The following is a 19,217-nucleotide window of genomic DNA, read 5'->3' as shown; positions in this document are numbered from 1 at the left end:
TTCGAGATCAGGCGGAAACCCGCGCGATGGTGTCATCGCCACGCAGGGTGAAAATCTCGTAACCGTCGGCGGTGACCAGCAGGGTGTGCTCCCACTGCGCGGACAGCTTGCGATCCTTGGTGATCGCGGTCCAGCCGTCACCCAGTACGCGGGTTTCCGCGCGGCCCTGGTTGATCATCGGCTCGATGGTGAAGGTCATGCCTTCCTTGAGTTCCATTCCGGTACCGGCACGGCCGTAATGCAGCACCTGCGGGTCTTCGTGAAACACCGAACCGATGCCGTGACCGCAGAACTCGCGTACCACCGAGAAACCATGCTTCTCGGCATGCTTCTGGATCACTTCACCGATGTCGCCCAGGCGGGCACCCGGACGTACCACTTCGATGCCCTTGTACAGGCATTCCTGGGTGATGCGCGACAGGCGCTCGGCCCACTCCGGAACCTTGCCGACGTGGAACATGCGACTGGTGTCGCCGTAGTAGCCGTCCTTGATCACGGTGACGTCGATGTTCATCACATCACCTTCCTTGAGCGGCTTGTCGTTGGGAATGCCGTGGCACACCACATGGTTGAGCGAGGTGCATATGGATTTGGGGAAACCAGGGCGGCCCGGTGCGGCGCCGTAATTGAGCGGCGCGGGAATGGCCTTCTGCACGTTGACGATGTGGTCATGGCAGAGGGTGTTCAGCTCGTCCGTGGTGACGCCTGGTTTGACATGCTCGGCGATCATCTCCAGCACTTCGGCGGCCAGGCGGCCGGCGATGCGCATTTTCTCGATTTCATCGGGCGTCTTGAGGGTGACGGTCATGGTGATCTCGGTATCTCTGTAAAGTGCGCCATTTTAAGCCGCAAGCCACAAGCTGCAAGCCGCAAGTTAAGAGCAGGGCGCCTATCTTGAGTTTGACTCGCCTGCTCAGGTCGCCAGCCATACGGCTTGTGGCTTGCCGCTTGTAGCTTATGACTGCTACTTGTGGTATAAAACGCGCCGCTTTACGGGGCAGCCCCCCGAAAGCTTAACCCCACACACGTGTCGACACGATTTCCTGGGTGCCCGCAAGGGTTGGAAATTGGGACGCGTGGAGGCCTAACCCGACTTATCAAGGAACTATCATGTCCCAAGTCAATATGCGCGATATGCTGAAGGCCGGTGTGCACTTCGGTCACCAGACCCGTTACTGGAACCCGAAAATGGGCAAGTACATTTTCGGTGCGCGTAACAAGATTCACATCATCAACCTTGAAAAGACCCTGCCGATGTTCAACGACGCGCTGTCGTTCGTTGAAAAGCTGGCTGCTGGCAAGAACAAGATCCTGTTCGTCGGCACCAAGCGTTCCGCTGGCAAGATCGTTCGCGAAGAAGCTGCTCGTTGCAACTCGCCGTTCGTCGATCACCGCTGGTTGGGCGGCATGCTCACCAACTACAAGACCATCCGTGCCTCGATCAAGCGTCTGCGTGATCTGGAAGTGCAGTCCCAGGACGGCACCTTCACCAAGCTGACCAAGAAAGAAGCGCTGATGCGCACCCGTGATCTGGAAAAACTGGATCGCAGCCTGGGTGGTATCAAGGACATGGGCGGCCTGCCGGACGCACTGTTCGTCATCGACGTTGATCACGAGCGCATCGCGATCACCGAAGCCAACAAGCTGGGCATCCCGGTCATCGGCGTTGTCGATACCAACAGCAGCCCAGAAGGCGTTGACTACATCATCCCGGGTAACGACGACGCCATCCGCGCCATCCAGCTGTACATGGGTGCCATGGCCGACGCCGTGATCCGTGGTCGCAGCAACGTTGGCGGCGCTACCGAAGCGTTCGTCGAAGAAGCGCCGGCTGCCGAAGCTGCCGAAGGCTGAGCGGTAACGCAGAGCACCTAGTGTTATGCGCTGCGCAAAAAGGGGGCTAGGCCCCCTTTTTGCCACTCACAGATTTGATCGCCCGTATGACGGGCGATGGTTGAAGACCTACCAAGAGGATTTTCAAAATGGCAGAGATCACTGCAGCCCTGGTTAAAGAACTGCGCGAGCGTACTGGCCAAGGCATGATGGAATGCAAGAAGGCCCTGGTTGCCGCCGGTGGCGACATCGAGAAAGCCATCGACGACATGCGCGCCTCGGGTGCCATCAAGGCCGCCAAGAAAGCGGGCAACATCGCCGCTGAAGGCGCTATCGCCGCTCGCGTCGAAGGTGGCCGTGGCCTGATCATCGAAGTCAACTCGCAGACCGACTTCCTGGCTCTGCAGGACGACTTCAAGGGCTTCGTGAAAGAAAGCCTGGATGAAGCCTTCACTCAGAACCTGACCGAAGTCGCTCCGCTGATCGCTTCCCGCGAATCCGCGCGTGAGGCCCTGGTTGCCAAGTGCGGCGAGAACGTCAACATCCGTCGTTTGACCGCAGTCGCCGGCGAAACCGTTGGTGCTTACCTGCACGGCCACCGTATCGGTGTTCTGGTTGTCCTGAAAGGCGGTAACGACGAGCTGGCCAAGCACGTTGCCATGCACGTTGCTGCTTCCAACCCGGCCGTTGTTTCGCCGGATCAGGTCTCCGAAGAGCTGGTTGCCAAGGAAAAAGAAATCTTCCTGCAGCTGAATGCCGAGAAAATCGCTGGCAAGCCGGAAAACATCGTCGAGAACATGATCAAGGGCCGCATCAACAAGTTCCTGGCCGAAGCCAGCCTGGTTGAGCAAGCCTTCATCATGGATCCGGAAGTCAAGGTTGGTGAGCTGGTGAAGAAAGCCGGTGCTGAAATCGTTTCCTTCGTACGTTACGAAGTGGGCGAGGGCATCGAGAAGGCCGAGACCGACTTCGCTGCCGAAGTCGCTGCCCAGGTTGCTGCCAGCAAGCAGTAACAGGCACCTCAGCTAGCGCCCCAGAAGAGGCTGCCCGCTCACGCGCGCGGCCTCTTTTACAAATGGGATTTTTTTCAAGGCGGCGGTTGGTGCCTAGGGCACCAACGGTCGTGAGCGCTGTCGAAGCGCTCGATATGGGCGAGCCACAGGGTTCGCACGCTTTCTTACGCCGCAGGAGAGACTGGTAATGGCTCAGCAGGTGAGTGGTCGTCAACCGCGCTACAAGCGCATTCTGCTCAAACTCAGCGGCGAGGCCCTGATGGGGTCGGAAGATTTCGGCATCGATCCCAAGGTACTGGATCGCATGGCGCTGGAAGTCGGCCAGTTGGTCGGTATCGGCGTACAGGTCGGCCTGGTGATCGGTGGCGGCAACCTGTTCCGCGGCGCAGCGCTGAGCGCCGCCGGCATGGATCGGGTCACCGGTGATCATATGGGTATGCTGGCCACGGTGATGAATGCCCTGGCCATGCGCGACGCCCTGGAGCGCTCGAATATTCCCGCGCTGGTCATGTCGGCCATCTCGATGGTCGGGGTCACCGATCACTATGATCGTCGCAAGGCCATGCGCCACCTGAAAACCGGTGAGGTGGTGATTTTCGCCGCTGGCACTGGCAACCCTTTCTTCACCACCGACTCGGCCGCCTGCCTGCGGGCAATCGAGATCGACGCCGATGTGGTGCTGAAGGCAACCAAGGTGGATGGTGTGTACACTGCCGATCCATTCAAGGATCCGCATGCGGAAAAATTCGATCGCCTCACCTATGACGAGGTATTGGATCGCAAGTTGGGCGTGATGGATCTGACGGCCATCTGCCTGTGCCGTGACCACAGCATGCCGCTGCGTGTTTTCAATATGAACAAGCCGGGTGCCCTGCTCAATGTCGTGGTGGGTGGCGCCGAAGGTACTTTGGTCGAGGAAAGTAAGTAATGATCAACGAAATCAAGAAAGACGCTCAGGTGCGCATGCAGAAGAGCCTGGAATCGCTTGCCCACGCATTCAGCCGCATCCGTACCGGTCAGGCTCACCCGAGCATCCTCGGTGGGGTGATGGTGCCTTACTACGGCGTTGATACGCCTTTGAATCAGGTTGCCAGCGTAACCGTAAAAGACTCGCGTACCCTGCAGGTCGTGGCGTTCGAGCGCAGCATGCTGTCTGCCGTGGACAAAGCGATTCAGAGCTCCGGTCTGGGCTTCAATCCGACCAACCTCGGCGAACTGCTGCTGATTTCCATGCCGGCGCTGACCGAAGAAACCCGCAAGGGCTTCACCAAGCAGGCGCGTGACGCTGCGGAAGACGGCCGTGTGGCCGTGCGCAATATCCGTCGTGATGCCCTGAGCCAGCTCAAGGATCTGGTCAAGGAAAAGGAAATCAGCGAAGACGAAGAGCGTCGCGCTGCTGACGACATCCAGAAGCTGACCGACAAGTTTGTGGGCGAGATCGAAGTTGCCGTCAAGCAGAAAGAAGCGGATCTGATGGCCGTCTGACGGCCAGGAAGTCGCCATGGACAATTCCAAAGTCGGTGCCGTGATGGCCGTTCCACGGCATGTGGCGATCATTATGGATGGTAATAACCGCTGGGCGCGCAAGCGCCTGCTGCCCGGTGTGGCCGGGCACAAGGCGGGCGTCGATGCGGTGCGTGCGGTGATCGAGGTGTGCGCTGAATCCGGGGTCGAGGTGTTGACTCTGTTCGCGTTCTCCAGTGAGAACTGGCAGCGGCCTGCCGAAGAGGTCGGGGCTCTGATGGAGTTGTTCCTCAGTGCCTTGCGGCGGGAAACCCGCAAGCTCGACGAGAACGGTATCAGCCTGCGCATCATCGGTGATCGTTCGCGCTTTCATCCTGAGCTGCAGGCCGCCATGCGAGAGGCCGAGGCCAAGACGTCGGGCGCCGCTGGCGAAAAACGCTTCATCCTGCAAATCGCCGCGAACTACGGTGGTCAATGGGATATCGCCCAGGCTGCCCAGCGCCTTGCGCGGGAAGTTCAGGGCGGGCATCTGCAACCTGAAGACATCACCCCGGGCCTGCTGCAAAGCTGTCTGGTCACGGGCGAGTTGCCGTTGCCCGATCTGTGCATCCGCACGGGTGGTGAGCACCGAGTCAGCAATTTCCTGCTCTGGCAGATGGCCTATAGTGAGCTGTACTTCTCCGACCTGCTATGGCCGGACTTCAAACACGACGCCATGCGCGCAGCGCTGGCGGATTTCGCCAAGCGTCAGCGACGCTTTGGCAAAACCAGTGAACAAGTCGAAGCCGAGGCCCGCGCCTGATGCTCAAGCAACGAATCATTACGGCGCTGATCCTGTTGCCGATCGCCCTGGCGGGGTTCTTCCTGCTCGAAGGTGGCGCATTTGCGCTGTTCATCGCCGCGGTGGTGGTGCTCGGTGCCTGGGAATGGGCGCGCCTGGCCGGTTTCGCCACTCAGCCGCTGCGTATCGCCTACGCGGCGCTGGTGGCGCTGCTGTTGTACCTGTTGCACGGTTTGCCGACGCTGGCGCCCTGGGTATTGGCTGTGGGTGTGCTGTGGTGGGCGTTCGCGACCTTTCTGGTGCTCAATTATCCGCACAGCAGCCGTTACTGGGGTGGCCCGCCTGGCCGCTTGCTGATTGGCCTGTTGATTCTCTTGCCGGCTTGGCAAGGTCTGGTGGTGCTGAAGCAGTGGCAACTGGCCAATTGGCTGATTCTGGCGGTCATGGCGTTGGTCTGGGTGGCGGATATCGGGGCCTATTTCTCCGGTAAGCGTTTCGGCAAGCGCAAGCTGGCTCCGCAGGTCAGCCCTGGCAAGAGCTGGGAAGGTTTGATCGGTGGTTTGTTGCTCAGTTTGCTGCTGACCGTCGTGGTCGGTGTCTACCGCGACTGGTCGTTTGCTACGTTCTTGCTGGCGCTGCCGGCGGCTGCATTGGTGGTGCTGATTTCAGTAGTCGGTGATCTAACCGAGAGCATGTTCAAGCGCCAGTCCGGCATCAAGGACAGCAGTAACCTGTTGCCTGGGCATGGCGGCGTACTCGATCGTATCGACAGCCTGACGGCGGCCGTGCCGGTATTTGCCGTACTGCTGTTGCTCGCCGGCTGGGGCACGCTGTGACTCAGGTGCAACTCATTAGCGTTCTTGGTGCGACGGGTTCCATCGGTCTCAGTACGCTCGACGTCATTGCTCGGCATCCCTCGCGGTATCAGGTGTTTGCTCTGACCGCGTTCAGCCGCGTGGCTGAGCTGGAGGCGCTATGCCTGATTCATCGTCCAGGTTTCGCCGTCGTTGCGGATGCGCAGGCGGCGAACGACCTGCAGGCTCGTCTGCGCCTTGCTGGCCTCGATACTCGCGTGCTGTTTGGCGAAGCAGGATTGTGTGAGGTCTCCGCGCATGCCGAGGTAGACGCCGTGATGGCGGCCATCGTGGGTGCGGCGGGGCTCAAGCCGACCCTGGCTGCGGTGGAGGCAGGCAAGAAGGTCTTGCTGGCCAACAAGGAAGCGCTGGTGATGTCGGGCGCGCTGTTCATGCGTGCGGTGCGTCAGAGCGGCGCTGTGCTGTTGCCTATCGACAGCGAGCACAACGCGATTTTCCAGTGCCTCCCTCAGGATTACGCTCGTGGCCTGCAGCCGGTCGGCGTGCGGCGTATTCTGCTGACTGCATCTGGCGGGCCGTTCCGGGAAACCTCGGCCGAAGCGTTGCATGCGGTCACGCCCGAGCAGGCCTGTGCTCATCCCAATTGGTCGATGGGGCGCAAGATTTCCGTCGACTCGGCCAGCATGATGAATAAAGGGCTGGAGCTGATCGAGGCCTGCTGGCTGTTCGACGCGCGCCCCAGGCAGGTCGAGGTGGTGATCCATCCGCAGAGCGTCATTCATTCTCTGGTCGATTACGTCGATGGTTCGGTGCTCGCACAGTTGGGCAACCCCGACATGCGTACGCCCATCGCCCACGCCCTGGCCTGGCCGCAGCGCATCGATTCCGGCGTTGCGCCGCTGGATCTGCTCGCGGTGGCACGGCTGGACTTTCAAGCCCCCGACGATACCCGCTTCCCTTGCCTGCGCCTGGCGCGGCAGGCGGCAGAGGCGGGCGGCAGTGCGCCAGCCATGCTCAATGCGGCGAATGAAGTAGCGGTGGCGGCATTTCTCGAACGGCGGATTCGCTTTACCGATATCGCGCGTATCATTGACGGCGTTCTTGAAGCCGAGCCGGCTGTTGCGGTGGAGTGCCTCGACGCTGTGCTCGAGGCCGACCGCCGTGCGCGGGAATTGGCTGGGCAGTGGTTGAATCGTGGAGAGGTGGCATGAGCGCGCTGTATATGATCGTTGGCACCCTGATTGCGCTCGGGGTGCTGGTGACTTTTCATGAGTACGGTCATTTCTGGGTTGCCCGACGCTGTGGCGTCAAGGTGCTGCGTTTTTCGGTGGGCTTCGGTACGCCGCTGGTGCGCTGGCATGATCGCCAGGGTACGGAGTTCGTGATCGCCGCGATCCCGCTCGGTGGCTACGTGAAGATGCTCGATGAGCGCGAAGGCGACGTGCCGCCGGCGCTGGCCGAGCAGTCGTTCAATCGCAAGACCGTCGGGCAGCGCATCGCCATCGTGGCGGCAGGTCCGGCGGCCAACTTCGCGCTGGCGCTGGTATTCTTCTGGCTGGTCGCCATGCTCGGCAGCCAGCAGGTGCGCCCGGTCATCGGCGCGGTCGAGGCTGGCAGCCTGGCCCAGGTCGCCGGTCTACAGGTCGGCGAAGAGATCGTGTCGGTCAATGGCAAGGCGACTTCTGGCTGGTCGGCGGTGAATCTGCAACTGGTGCGCCGTCTCGGCGAAAGCGGCGAGCTGGAAATTGCCACGCGTCATACGGATGGCGGCGCTGACACGCTGCATCGCATCGATCTGGATAACTGGCTGCGCGGCGCCAATGAGCCGGATCCGATCGCTTCGCTGGGCATTCGTCCGTGGCGCCCGAGCCTTGAACCGGTGCTGGCCGAGTTCGATCCGCAGGGGCCTGCGCAAGCTGCCGGCCTGCGTGTGGGCGACCGCCTGCTAGCGCTCGATGAACAGCCTCTGGTCGACTGGCAGGATCTGGTCGATCGTGTTCGTGGGTTGCCGGGGCAATCGGTATCGATTTCGCTGGAGCGCGATGGGCAGCGTCTGGACGTGCCCGTCACTCTGGCTTCTCGCGGTGAGGGTGGGGCGGCCAGTGGTTATCTGGGCGCCGGTGTCGCTGCTGCCCAATGGCCGGCGGAAATGCTTCGCGAGGTCAGCTACGGCCCGCTGGAGGCCATCGGCGAAGGGGCGTCACGTACCTGGACAATGAGTGTTCTGACCCTCGATTCACTGAAGAAAATGCTGTTCGGCGAGCTCTCGGTAAAAAACTTGAGCGGGCCGATAACCATTGCTAAAGTGGCGGGCGCTTCGGCCGAGTCAGGCCTCGGGGACTTCTTGAATTTCCTCGCCTACCTGAGTATCAGTCTGGGCGTTCTCAATTTGCTGCCTATTCCGGTTCTGGATGGCGGGCATCTGCTTTATTACCTGGTCGAGTGGGTACGGGGTCGTCCGCTCTCCGAACGGGTGCAGGGTTGGGGGATGCAGATTGGCATCAGCCTGGTGATCGGGGTGATGCTGCTGGCTCTGGTCAATGACCTGGGGCGCCTGTGACCTCTGCTGAATTACATATCTTTCGTCTCGAACGACTGATTTCTTATCGTTAGTTGGAATAAGAAAGGACTTCATGAAACGTCTGCTGCTACCTGCGGTTCTTGCCGCATTGATGATCGCCGAAGTTCACGCCGAGTCCTTCACCATCTCCGATATTCGCGTAAACGGCCTGCAACGCGTCTCCGCGGGCAGCCTGTTCGGCGCGCTGCCATTGAATGTGGGCGAGTCGGCCGACGACCGCACGCTGGTCGAAGCGACCCGCGAACTGTTCAAAACCGGTTTCTTCCAGGACATCCAGCTGGGTCGCGATGGCAACGTGCTGGTCATCACCGTGGTCGAGCGTCCGTCGATTTCCAGTATCGAGATCGAAGGCAACAAGGCCATCAGCAGCGATGACCTGCTCAAGGGGCTGAACCAGTCCGGTCTGTCCGAAGGCGAAATTTTCCAACGTGCCACCCTCGAAGGCGTACGTAACGAACTGCAGCGCCAGTATGTGGCCCAGGGGCGATATTCTGCCGAGATCGATGCCGAAGTGATCCCGCAGCCGCGTAACCGTGTCGCGCTGAAGATCAATATCAACGAAGGCACCGTCGCGGCCATCCAGCACATCAACGTGGTGGGCAACAATGTCTTCTCCGATGAGGATCTCAACGATCTGTTCGAGCTGAAGACCACCAACTGGCTGTCGTTCTTCCGCAACGATGACAAGTACGCCCGTGAAAAACTCTCCGGTGACCTGGAGCGACTGCGTTCCTACTACCTGGATCGCGGCTACATCAACATGGACATCACCTCCACTCAGGTGTCCATCACGCCGGACAAGAAGCACGTCTACATCACCGTCAACATCGATGAAGGCGAGAAGTACACCGTCCGCGACGTGAAGCTTTCCGGCGATCTCAAGGTGCCGGAAGAAGAAGTCCGTGCCCTGCTGCTGGTCAAGGAAGGCCAGGTGTTCTCGCGCAAGGTCATGACCACCACCAGCGAGCTGATCACCCGCCGCCTGGGTAACGAGGGTTACACCTTCGCCAACGTCAACGGCGTGCCCGAGCCGCATGATGATGACAACTCGGTATCGATCACTTTCGTCGTCGATCCGGGCAAGCGTGCCTACGTCAATCGCATCAACTTCCGTGGCAACACCAAGACCGAAGACGAAGTGCTGCGCCGCGAAATGCGCCAGATGGAAGGCGGCTGGGCTTCGACCTACCTGATCGACCAGTCCAAGGTGCGTCTGGAGCGTCTGGGCTTCTTCAAGGAAGTCAACGTCGAGACCCCGCAAGTACCGGGTACCGATGACCAGATCGACGTCAACTACAGCGTCGAGGAGCAGGCTTCCGGTTCTATCACCGCCAGCGTCGGTTTTGCGCAGAACGCCGGTCTGATCCTGGGTGGTTCGATCACTCAGAACAACTTCCTGGGTAGTGGTAACCGCGTCAGCCTTGGCCTGACCCGGAGTGAATACCAGACCCGCTATAACTTCAGTTTCACCGACCCCTACTGGACCGAGGACGGTGTGAGTCTGGGCTATAACGCCTTCTACCGCACCACCGACTACGATGAGCTCGATGTCGATGTATCCAGCTACTCGGTCGACAGCCTGGGTGCCGGTATCAATATCGGTTATCCGATCAGCGAGACCTCTCGCCTGAGCTACGGCCTGACCGTGCAGCAGGATGAAATCAACACCGGTCGCTACACCGTCGACGAGATCTTCGACTTCACCGAGCAGGAAGGCGAGAAGTACCTGAACTTCAAGGCCTCCGTCGGCTGGTCGGAGTCGACCCTCAACCGTGGCGTGCTGGCCAACCGCGGTCATTCGCAGAGTCTGGTGTTCGAGACCACCGTGCCGGGCAGCGACCTGTCGTTCTACAAACTCGACTACCGTGGCCAGGTGTTCAAGCCGCTAACCGATACCTACACCATGCGTTTCCATACGCAGTTGGGTTATGGCGGGGCCTTCGGCTCCACCAATAAGTTGCCGTTCTACGAGAACTACTATGCCGGTGGTTTCAACTCGGTGCGCGGTTTTGAAGACAGCAGCCTTGGCCCGCGCAGTACTCCAAGTGACGGTACCAAGCCAGGCACTATCCGCGACCCGGATCAGGATCCGCTGCCGTTCGGTGGTAACGTACTGATCCAGGGTGGTGCCGAGTTGTTGTTCCCGTTGCCGTTCGTCAAGGATCAACGTTCGCTGCGTACCGCTCTGTTCTGGGATGTGGGTAATGTGTTCGATACCGACTGCAATTCCAACCAGAAGCGACGTGGCGATAGCTGCGACATCGATTTCGGCAATCTGGCCAGCTCGGTTGGCGTGGGGGTCACCTGGATCACGGCCCTCGGTCCGTTGAGCTTCAGCCTGGCGATGCCGGTGAAGAAACCGGACGACGCCGATACTCAGGTATTCCAGTTCTCCCTCGGCCAGACGTTCTAAGCGTCTGCTCATGAATCACGAAGACAGTTTTTCTGCAGGAGTTGCACCGTGCGTAAGTTGACTCAACTGGTTCTGTTAAGCGCCGCTCTGCTGGCCACCCCGGCATTTGCGGAAATGAAGGTTGCGGTACTCAATTATCAGATGGCCTTGCTCGAATCCGACGCAGCCAAGCGTTATGCCGTGGATGCCGAAAAGAAATTCGGCCCGCAGTTGAACAAGCTCAAGGCCCTGGAAAGTGATGCCCAGCGCATTCAGGATCGCGTCGTCAAGGACGGCGACAAGATGCAGACTGCCGAACGCGAGCGTCTCGAACTGGACTTCAAACAGAAGGCCCGTGACTTCCAGTTCCAGTCCAAGGAGCTGAACGAAGCCAAGGCTGCCGCTGACCGCGATATGCTCAAGAAGCTCAAACCCAACCTGGACAAGGCTGTTGAGGAGGTCATCAAGGCCGGCAATTTCGACCTGGTGCTGGAGCGTGGCGCAGTGATCGATGTCAAACCGCAGTTCGACATCACTCGCCAGGTCATCGAGCGCATGAACCAGATGCGTTGATGATGTCCATACCTGTATTCACCCTCGGCCAGTTGGCCGAGCGGTTGGGTGCCACTTTGCGTGGCGCCGCGGATCAGACGGTCGACGGGCTGGCAACCTTACAGGATGCCGGCCCGTCTCAGCTGACGTTCCTGGCGAACGCTCAGTACCGTAAGCACCTGAGTCGCTGCCAGGCCGCTGCCGTGTTGCTGACTGCCGCTGATGCCGAAGGTTTTACCGGCAATGCCTTGATCGTCGCCAATCCCTACCTGGCCTACGCTTCGCTGTCCCACCTGTTCGATCGCAAGCCCAGGGCGGCGGCGGGTATTCATCCCACCGCGCTGGTGGCCGACGATGCCCAGGTCGATCCAACTGCCGCTATCGGGCCCTATGTGGTGATCGAGAGCGGTGCGAAGATCGGTGCAGGCGTATCGCTGGGCGCTCATTGCGTAGTCGGCGCGCGCTCCGAGATCGCTGAGGGCGGCTGGTTGGCACCGCGGGTTACGTTGTACCACGACGTGCGTATCGGTAAGCGAGTCGTCATTCAGTCGGGCGCGGTGATCGGCGGCGAGGGCTTCGGCTTCGCCAACGAGAAGGGCGTCTGGCAAAAGATCGCCCAGATCGGCGGTGTGAGCATCGGCGACGACGTCGAGATCGGGGCCAACACCACCCTTGATCGTGGCGCGCTGTCCGACACCCGCATCGGCAACGGCGTGAAGCTGGATAACCAGATCATGATCGCGCATAACGTGCAGGTCGGTGACAACACGGCGATGGCTGCCTGCGTCGGTATTTCCGGCAGTACCTCGATCGGCAAGAACTGCATGATCGCTGGCGGCGTTGGCATGGTCGGGCACATCGATGTGTGCGACGGCGTATTCGTGACGGGCATGACCATGGTCACACGCTCGATCACCGAGCCGGGTGCCTACTCATCGGGTACCGCCATGCAACCTGCGGGCGAGTGGAAGAAAAGCGTGGCGCGTATCCGCCAGCTGGACGACATGGCACGGCGTGTGAAGCAGTTGGAAAAACAGCTGAATGCCGTGACCTCGAGCGGGAATGCCTCATCTGATGCCTGAGTCTGCTGATGGCTGGCTCTCTTCTTTTTATTACGGGCTTCTCTGGAAATGATGGACATCAACGAAATTCGCGAATACTTGCCGCACCGTTACCCGTTTCTGCTGGTGGATCGGGTTACGGATCTGGATCTTGAAGGCAAGAGCGTTCGTGCCTATAAGAATGTCAGCGTCAATGAGCCATTCTTCAATGGCCATTTCCCCGAGCACCCGATCATGCCTGGTGTCCTCATCATCGAGGCCATGGCGCAAGCCGCCGGCATTCTGGGTTTCAAGATGATGGACGTGAAGCCTGCCGACGGCACGCTCTACTACTTTGTCGGCTCCGATAAACTACGCTTCCGTCAGCCGGTAGTACCTGGCGACCAACTGATCCTCGAGGCCAAGTTCCTCAGCAGCAAGCGCAGCATCTGGAAGTTCGAATGCAAGGCCACGGTCGATGGCAAGGAAGTATGCTCGGCCGAAATCATCTGTGCGGAACGCAAGTTATGAGTTTGATTGACCCTCGCGCCATCATCGATCCCAGCGCCAAGCTGGCAGACGACGTCGTCGTCGGCCCTTGGTCGATTATTGGGCCCGACGTAGAAATTGGCGAGGGCTGCGTGCTGGGTCCCAATGTGATCATCAAGGGGCCTACCCGTATCGGGAAGCACAACCGGATTTATCAGTTCGCCTCGCTTGGCGAGGACACTCCGGATCGCAAGTACAAGGGCGAGCCTACGCGTCTGGTCATCGGTGATCACAACATCATCCGCGAAGGCGTGACCATGCATCGTGGTACCGTTCAGGATCGTGACGAAACCACGATCGGTGACCACAACCTGATCATGGCCTATGCCCATATCGGTCATGACAGTGTCGTCGGCAACAACTGCATTCTGGTCAACAACGTGGCGCTGGCCGGGCACGTACACATTGGCGATTGGGCGATCCTTTCCGGCTATACCCTGGTTCATCAGTTCTGCCACATCGGTGCGCATGCCTTCGCTGGCATGGGCGCGGCGATCGGCAAGGACGTTCCGGCTTATGTCACCGTATCCGGCAACCCCGCCGAGGCGCGCAGCATGAACTTCGAAGGCTTGCGCCGTCGTGGGTTCAGCTCCGAGGCGATGCAGGCGCTGCGTCGTGCATACAAGATCGTCTACCGCCAGGGTTTCACCATCGAAGAAGCGCTGGTGGAACTGGAAGACGTGGCAACGCAATTCTCCGAAGTAGCGGTTTTCCGTGACTCCATCCTGACCTCCAGCCGCGGCATCACCCGCTGACCCATGGCTGAAGTATTGCGTGTCGCGCTGGTCGCCGGCGAGGCATCCGGCGATATTCTTGGCGCAGGCCTGATGCAGGCGCTGAAAATCCAGCACCCCAATGTCGAGTTCATCGGCGTCGGCGGCCCGCGCATGCAGGCCGAGGGGCTGGTCAGCGATTTTCCCATGGAGCGCCTGGCGGTCATGGGCCTGGTCGAGGTGCTCGGCCGTTTGCCTGAACTGCTGTCACGCCGTCGTCGCCTGGTCGCCAGCCTGATCGAACGCAAACCCGATGTGTTCATCGGCATCGACGCGCCTGACTTCACCCTTGGTGTCGAACTCAAGCTACGCCGTGCCGGTATTCGCACCGTGCATTACGTCAGCCCCTCGGTCTGGGCCTGGCGGCAGAAGCGCGTACTGAAAATTCGCGATGCCTGCGACCTGATGCTCACTCTGTTTCCGTTCGAGGCGCAGTTCTACGAGGCGCACCAGGTGCCCGTGTGCTTTGTCGGGCATCCGCTGGCTGATGCCATTCCGCTGCAGGCGGATCGCCCTGCTGCCCGAGAGATGCTGGGACTGCCCGTCGATGCTCCCGTGGTGGCTCTGCTGCCGGGTAGCCGCGGTGGTGAAGTGTCGCGCCTCGGCAGCCTGTTCCTCGATGCCGCCGAGCGACTGCGCGCACTGCGCCCTGGCGTGCGTTTCGTATTGCCCTGTGCCAGCCCGGAGCGTCGCCAACAGCTCGAGCAGATGCTCGGTGGCCGTGACCTGCCGCTGTTGCTGCTCGATGGTCGCTCCCACGACGCCCTGGCTGCTTGCGATGCGGTGCTGATCGCGTCCGGCACCGCCACGCTCGAGGCGCTGCTGTACAAGCGGCCGATGGTGGTGGCCTATCGTGTGGCACCCATGACCTTCAGCATCCTCAAGCGTCTGGTGAAAAGCCCTTATATCTCGCTGCCCAACCTGCTCGCGCAGCGGCTCCTGGTGCCCGAGCTGATTCAGGATGCCGCCACTGCCGACGCGCTGGCCCAGACTGTGGCACCGCTGCTGGTCGATGGCGTGGTGCAGACCGAAGGCTTCGATGCCATTCACCGTACCCTGCGACGTGGTGCCTCCGAGCGCGCCGCTGCCGCAGTGCTCGATTTGCTGGGGCGTCGCTGATGCAATTGGGGCTGGATTTCTCGACAGTCGAAGAACTGGTCGCCGGTGTCGACGAAGTTGGCCGCGGCCCCTTGTGCGGTGCGGTGGTGACTGCCGCGGTGATTCTCGATCCGGCGCGGCCGATCCTTGGCCTCAACGATTCCAAGAAACTCAGTGAGGCGCGCCGCGAGAAGCTGTTCGATGAAATCCGCGAAAAGGCCCTGGCCTGGTGCATTGCCCGCGCCGAAGTGGAGGAGATCGACCAACTGAATATTCTGCATGCCACCATGCTGGCCATGCAGCGCGCCGTCGAAGGCCTGAGTGTTACACCGAAGCTGGCGCTGATCGATGGCAATCGCTGCCCGAAGCTGTCCGTACCCAGCGCCGCTGTTGTGCAGGGTGACGGTCGCGTGCCGGCCATCGCTGCTGCCTCGATCCTCGCCAAGGTCAGCCGGGATCGCGAAATGCGTGAGCTCGATGCCCTCTATCCGGGTTACGGTATCGCCCTGCACAAGGGGTACCCGACGCCCGTGCACCTGGAGGCTCTGCTTCGCCTGGGCCCGACTCCGATCCACCGGCGCTCCTTCGCGCCGGTACGCCGCCTGCTGGAAGCCGCAACCGGTAACTGAGCGCACTCAGCCCACTGCCCCTGCTTCCAGTTACGGTACAATCCGCGTTTTGTCGCTTTTCCTGCAGGGCTTTTTCATGGCTGTTTCGTTCGTTCATCTTCGCCTGCACACCGAGTATTCCCTGGTCGACGGTCTGGTTCGCGTCAAACCCCTGGTCAAGGCCGTGGCCGGTTCGGGCATGCCTGCCGTGGCCGTCACCGACATGAGCAACATGTGCTCGCTGGTGAAGTTCTACAAAGCCGCCATGGGTGCAGGCATCAAGCCGATTTGCGGCGCCGATATCTGGCTCGCCAGCGCCTACGAAGATGGCCCGTTGACCCGTATGACCCTGCTGGCGATGAACCCCAAGGGTTATCGCAACCTTACCGAACTGGTTTCCCGCGGCTGGAGTGAAGGGCAGAGCAATGACCTGGTGATCATCCAGCGCGACTGGGTGAAGGCTGCCAGCGAGGGCTTGATCGCGCTGTCCGGTGCCAAGGAGGGTGAGATCGGTCATGCCCTGCTCGATGGCGAACTGGCCAAGGCCGAAGCGCTGCTGCAGGAATGGCAGGCGGTGTTCCCAGGGCGCTTCTACCTGGAAGTACAGCGCACCAGTCGCGTCAATGATGAAGAGCATGTACATGCTGCGGTGGCCTTGGCGGACAAGCTTGGTGCGCCTCTGGTCGCGACCAACGATGTGCGTTTTCTCAAGCAGGACGATTTCGAAGCCCACGAAACTCGCGTATGCATCGGTGAAAGCCGCATCCTCGACGACCCACGTCGACCGCGCATCTATTCCGATCAGCAGTACCTGAAGTCGCCGGAAGAAATGGCCGAGCTGTTCAGCGATCTGCCCGATGCGCTGGAAAACACCGTCGAGATCGCCAAGCGCTGCAATATCGAAGTGCTGCTGGGCAAGTACTTCCTGCCGGACTTCCCGGTTCCGGAAGGAATGACCATCGACGAGTATTTCCGCAAGGTGTCGTTCGATGGCCTGGAGGAACGCCTGGAAGTCCTGTTGCCCAAGGACACGCCGGACTACGACGCGAAGAAGCAGGTCTATATCGACCGGCTGAATTTCGAGCTGGATATCATCATCCAGATGGGTTTCCCCGGTTACTTCCTGATCGTTATGGACTTCATCCAGTGGGCCAAGAGCAATGGCGTGCCCGTCGGTCCGGGCCGTGGTTCGGGTGCCGGCTCGCTGGTGGCCTACGTGCAGAAGATCACCGACCTGGATCCACTGGCCTACGATCTGCTGTTCGAACGCTTCCTCAACCCAGAACGTGTATCCATGCCCGACTTCGACGTCGACTTCTGCATGGATGGCCGTGACCGGGTCATCGACTACGTGGCCGAGAAGTACGGCCGTAATGCGGTGAGCCAGATCATCACCTTCGGCTCGATGGCGGCCAAGGCGGTGGTACGCGACGTGGCTCGGGTGCAGGGCAAGTCCTACGGCCTGGCCGATCGCCTGTCGAAGATGATTCCCTTCGAAGTCGGCATGACCCTGGAAAAGGCCTTCGAGATGGAGGAGCCGCTGCGCGACTTCCTCAAGAACGACGAAGAGGCCGCCGAAATCTGGGACATGTCCCTCAAGCTCGAGGGCATCGTCCGTGGTACCGGCAAGCACGCCGGGGGCGTGGTGATCGCGCCGACCAAGCTTACCGACTTTTCGCCGATCGCCTGTGATGAAGAGGGCGCCGGCCTGGTGACCCAGTTCGACAAGGATGACGTCGAGCAGGCTGGCCTGGTGAAGTTCGACTTCCTCGGCCTGCGTACGTTGACCATCATCAAGTGGGCGTTGGAGACCATCCATCGCGATCAGCGTGCTGCCGGTGAGCCGGAAGAGAAGCTGATCAACATCGATTTCATCCCGCTGGACGACAAGCCGACCTATCAGATGCTGCAGAAAGCGGAGACCACCGCGGTCTTCCAGCTTGAATCGCGTGGCATGAAGGAGCTGATCAAGAAGCTCAAACCCGACTGCCTGGAAGACATGATCGCACTGGTGGCGCTGTTCCGTCCCGGTCCGCTGCAGTCCGGCATGGTGGACGACTTCATCAACCGTAAGCACGGTCGTGCCGAGCTGTCGTACCCGCACCCTGATTACCAGTACGCGGGCCTGGAACCCGTGCTCAAGCCGACCTACGGGATCATCCTCTACCAGGAACAGGTGATGCAGATCGCCCAGGTCATGGGCGGTTATACCCTCGGTCAGGCGGACATGCTGCGTCGCGCCATGGGTAAGAAGAAGCCCGAGGAAATGGCCAAGCAGCGCGGCGGTTTCATCGAGGGTTGCGCCAACAACGGCATCGATGCCGAGCTGGCGGGCAACATCTTCGACCTGGTGGAAAAATTCGCCGGTTACGGTTTCAACAAGTCTCACTCGGCGGCCTACGGCCTGGTTTCCTATCAGACGGCCTGGCTGAAGGCGCATTACCCGGCACCGTTCATGGCAGCGGTACTGTCGGCGGACATGCACAACACCGACAAGGTGGTGATCCTCATCGAGGAATGCCGCAGCATGAAGCTGCGCATCGACCCGCCAGACGTGAATGCCTCCGAGTTCAAGTTCACCGTCAGTCATGACGCGAATAATGTCCCGCGGATTCTCTATGGTCTGGGTGCGGTCAAGGGCGTTGGCGAGGGCCCGGTGGAGGCCATCGTCGAAGCGCGTCAGGGCGGCCCGTTCAAGGATCTGTTCGATTTCTGCTCGCGTGTCGACCTCAAACGCATCAACAAGCGCACCATGGACGCGTTGGTTCGCAGCGGTGCACTGGATCGTCTGGGCCCGCATTTTTACGACGAGCTCAAGGCCTATCAGGCCAATATCGACCGCAACCGTGCGGTGCTGCTGTCGGCGATGGAGGAGGCCGTGCAGGCCGCCGAGCAGACTGCGCGCAGCCATGACAGCGGGCATATGGATCTGTTCGGCGGCGTGTTCGCCAGCCCCGAGGCGGACGTTTACGCCAACCATCACCGCGCCAAGGAGCTATCGCTCAAGGAGCGCCTCAAGGGCGAGAAGGACACCCTGGGCCTGTACCTGACCGGCCATCCGATCGACGAGTACGAGAGCGAGGTACGGCGTTTCGCCCGCCAACGTATCGTCGACCTCAAGCCGGCACGTGATACCCAGACAGTCGCGGGCCTGATCGTCAACCTGCGGGTGATGAAGAACAAGAAGGGCGACAAGATGGGCTTCATCACCCTGGACGATCGTTCCGGGCGCATCGAAGCCTCGCTGTTCGCCGAGGCCTTCTCCAGCAACCAGGCGCTGCTGCAGAGCGACGCGCTGGTGGTGGTGGAAGGGGAGGTGAGCAACGACGATTTCTCCGGCGGCATGCGCCTGCGCGCCAAACGGGTGATGAGCCTGGAAGAGGCGCGTACCGGCCTGGCCGAGAGCTTGCGCGTGCGCGTGCAGGCCACCGCGCTGAAGGGCGATCGTCTACGCTGGCTGGGCGAGCTGTGCCAGCGTCACCGTGGTGCCTGCCCGATCACCCTGGATTACACCGGCGCAGATGCGCGAGCCTTGCTGCAGTTTGGCGAGGACTGGAGAATCGACCCGGCCGACAGCTTGATTCAAGCTTTGCGTGACCAGTTCGGACGAGAAAACGTCTTCCTGCAATACCGCTAGAATTGCGGCGCTGAAATGCGGGGCCAAACAGTCTGTAAAGGCTCCGCACGATGCCCGTGACACTGCATGATCGCCGCTGGC

General features: G+C 60.6%; 17 protein-coding genes. 16 read left to right on the top strand and 1 reads right to left on the bottom strand.

Annotation, left to right across the window (positions count from 1 at the left end; translation table 11 throughout):
• Window positions 1-7 precede the first annotated feature (7 nt).
• Window positions 8-808 (bottom strand): type I methionyl aminopeptidase, encoded by an 801-nt coding sequence (gene map / locus DNK06_RS15370; RefSeq protein WP_131180861.1) that lies wholly within the window; start codon window positions 806-808, stop codon window positions 8-10.
• Window positions 809-1,110: 302 nt separating this feature from the next.
• On the opposite strand from map, the gene rpsB reads away from it, so the two are divergent.
• The 16 genes from rpsB to dnaE all read left to right on the top strand — a co-directional run bounded on the left by rpsB (window position 1,111) and on the right by dnaE (window position 19,136).
• The gene (gene rpsB / locus DNK06_RS15365; protein ID WP_131180860.1) at window positions 1,111-1,854 is read left to right on the top strand and encodes a 30S ribosomal protein S2; all 744 of its coding nucleotides are present in this window, start codon (window positions 1,111-1,113) and stop codon (window positions 1,852-1,854) included.
• 128 nt (window positions 1,855-1,982) lie between these two features.
• On the top strand, window positions 1,983-2,846 hold the full coding sequence (tsf, locus tag DNK06_RS15360; RefSeq protein WP_131180859.1) for a translation elongation factor Ts: 864 nt from the start codon (window positions 1,983-1,985) through the stop codon (window positions 2,844-2,846).
• Window positions 2,847-3,033: 187 nt separating this feature from the next.
• The gene (gene pyrH / locus DNK06_RS15355; protein WP_131180858.1) at window positions 3,034-3,774 is read left to right on the top strand and encodes a UMP kinase; all 741 of its coding nucleotides are present in this window, start codon (window positions 3,034-3,036) and stop codon (window positions 3,772-3,774) included.
• Entirely contained in the window at window positions 3,774-4,331 is a 558-nt protein-coding gene (frr, locus tag DNK06_RS15350) for a ribosome recycling factor (RefSeq protein WP_131180857.1), read from the top strand. The genes pyrH and frr overlap by 1 nt, the downstream gene beginning before the upstream one ends.
• 16 nt (window positions 4,332-4,347) lie before the next feature.
• Entirely contained in the window at window positions 4,348-5,112 is a 765-nt protein-coding gene (gene uppS / locus DNK06_RS15345; protein WP_131180856.1) for a polyprenyl diphosphate synthase, read from the top strand.
• Complete coding sequence (locus DNK06_RS15340; protein WP_131180855.1) at window positions 5,112-5,927, top strand: phosphatidate cytidylyltransferase; 816 nt, start codon at window positions 5,112-5,114, stop codon at window positions 5,925-5,927. The genes uppS and DNK06_RS15340 overlap by 1 nt, the downstream gene beginning before the upstream one ends.
• The gene (ispC, locus tag DNK06_RS15335; protein WP_131180854.1) at window positions 5,924-7,117 is read left to right on the top strand and encodes a 1-deoxy-D-xylulose-5-phosphate reductoisomerase; all 1,194 of its coding nucleotides are present in this window, start codon (window positions 5,924-5,926) and stop codon (window positions 7,115-7,117) included. Before DNK06_RS15340 ends, ispC begins: the two co-directional genes overlap by 4 nt.
• Window positions 7,114-8,466: an RIP metalloprotease RseP gene (gene rseP / locus DNK06_RS15330; protein WP_131180853.1), complete on the top strand. Its 1,353-nt coding sequence runs from the start codon at window positions 7,114-7,116 to the stop codon at window positions 8,464-8,466. The genes ispC and rseP overlap by 4 nt, the downstream gene beginning before the upstream one ends.
• A 73-nt stretch (window positions 8,467-8,539) precedes the next feature.
• Window positions 8,540-10,900: an outer membrane protein assembly factor BamA gene (gene bamA / locus DNK06_RS15325; protein WP_131180852.1), complete on the top strand. Its 2,361-nt coding sequence runs from the start codon at window positions 8,540-8,542 to the stop codon at window positions 10,898-10,900.
• 48 nt (window positions 10,901-10,948) lie between these two features.
• Window positions 10,949-11,452 (top strand): OmpH/Skp family outer membrane protein, encoded by a 504-nt coding sequence (locus DNK06_RS15320; protein WP_131180851.1) that lies wholly within the window; start codon window positions 10,949-10,951, stop codon window positions 11,450-11,452.
• On the top strand, window positions 11,452-12,513 hold the full coding sequence (lpxD, locus tag DNK06_RS15315; RefSeq protein ID WP_131180850.1) for a UDP-3-O-(3-hydroxymyristoyl)glucosamine N-acyltransferase: 1,062 nt from the start codon (window positions 11,452-11,454) through the stop codon (window positions 12,511-12,513). The genes DNK06_RS15320 and lpxD overlap by 1 nt, the downstream gene beginning before the upstream one ends.
• A gap of 48 nt (window positions 12,514-12,561) precedes the next feature.
• Window positions 12,562-13,002, top strand: a complete 441-nt coding sequence (fabZ, locus tag DNK06_RS15310) for a 3-hydroxyacyl-ACP dehydratase FabZ (protein ID WP_042555181.1) — start codon at window positions 12,562-12,564, stop codon at window positions 13,000-13,002.
• On the top strand, window positions 12,999-13,775 hold the full coding sequence (gene lpxA, locus DNK06_RS15305; RefSeq protein ID WP_131180849.1) for an acyl-ACP--UDP-N-acetylglucosamine O-acyltransferase: 777 nt from the start codon (window positions 12,999-13,001) through the stop codon (window positions 13,773-13,775). The genes fabZ and lpxA overlap by 4 nt, the downstream gene beginning before the upstream one ends.
• Window positions 13,776-13,778: 3 nt before the next feature.
• Window positions 13,779-14,912, top strand: a complete 1,134-nt coding sequence (lpxB, locus tag DNK06_RS15300) for a lipid-A-disaccharide synthase (RefSeq protein ID WP_131180848.1) — start codon at window positions 13,779-13,781, stop codon at window positions 14,910-14,912.
• Window positions 14,912-15,520 (top strand): ribonuclease HII, encoded by a 609-nt coding sequence (rnhB, locus tag DNK06_RS15295; RefSeq protein WP_131180847.1) that lies wholly within the window; start codon window positions 14,912-14,914, stop codon window positions 15,518-15,520. Before lpxB ends, rnhB begins: the two co-directional genes overlap by 1 nt.
• A 76-nt stretch (window positions 15,521-15,596) precedes the next feature.
• Window positions 15,597-19,136 (top strand): DNA polymerase III subunit alpha, encoded by a 3,540-nt coding sequence (gene dnaE, locus DNK06_RS15290; protein ID WP_131180846.1) that lies wholly within the window; start codon window positions 15,597-15,599, stop codon window positions 19,134-19,136.
• Window positions 19,137-19,217: the final 81 nt, after the last annotated feature.

The sequence above is a fragment of the Phytopseudomonas daroniae genome, from assembly GCF_004327285.1.
Classification (GTDB): domain Bacteria; phylum Pseudomonadota; class Gammaproteobacteria; order Pseudomonadales; family Pseudomonadaceae; genus Aquipseudomonas; species Aquipseudomonas daroniae.
Note: the sequence above shows the minus strand (reverse complement) of the source record. Positions and strands in the feature narration are given on the sequence as shown.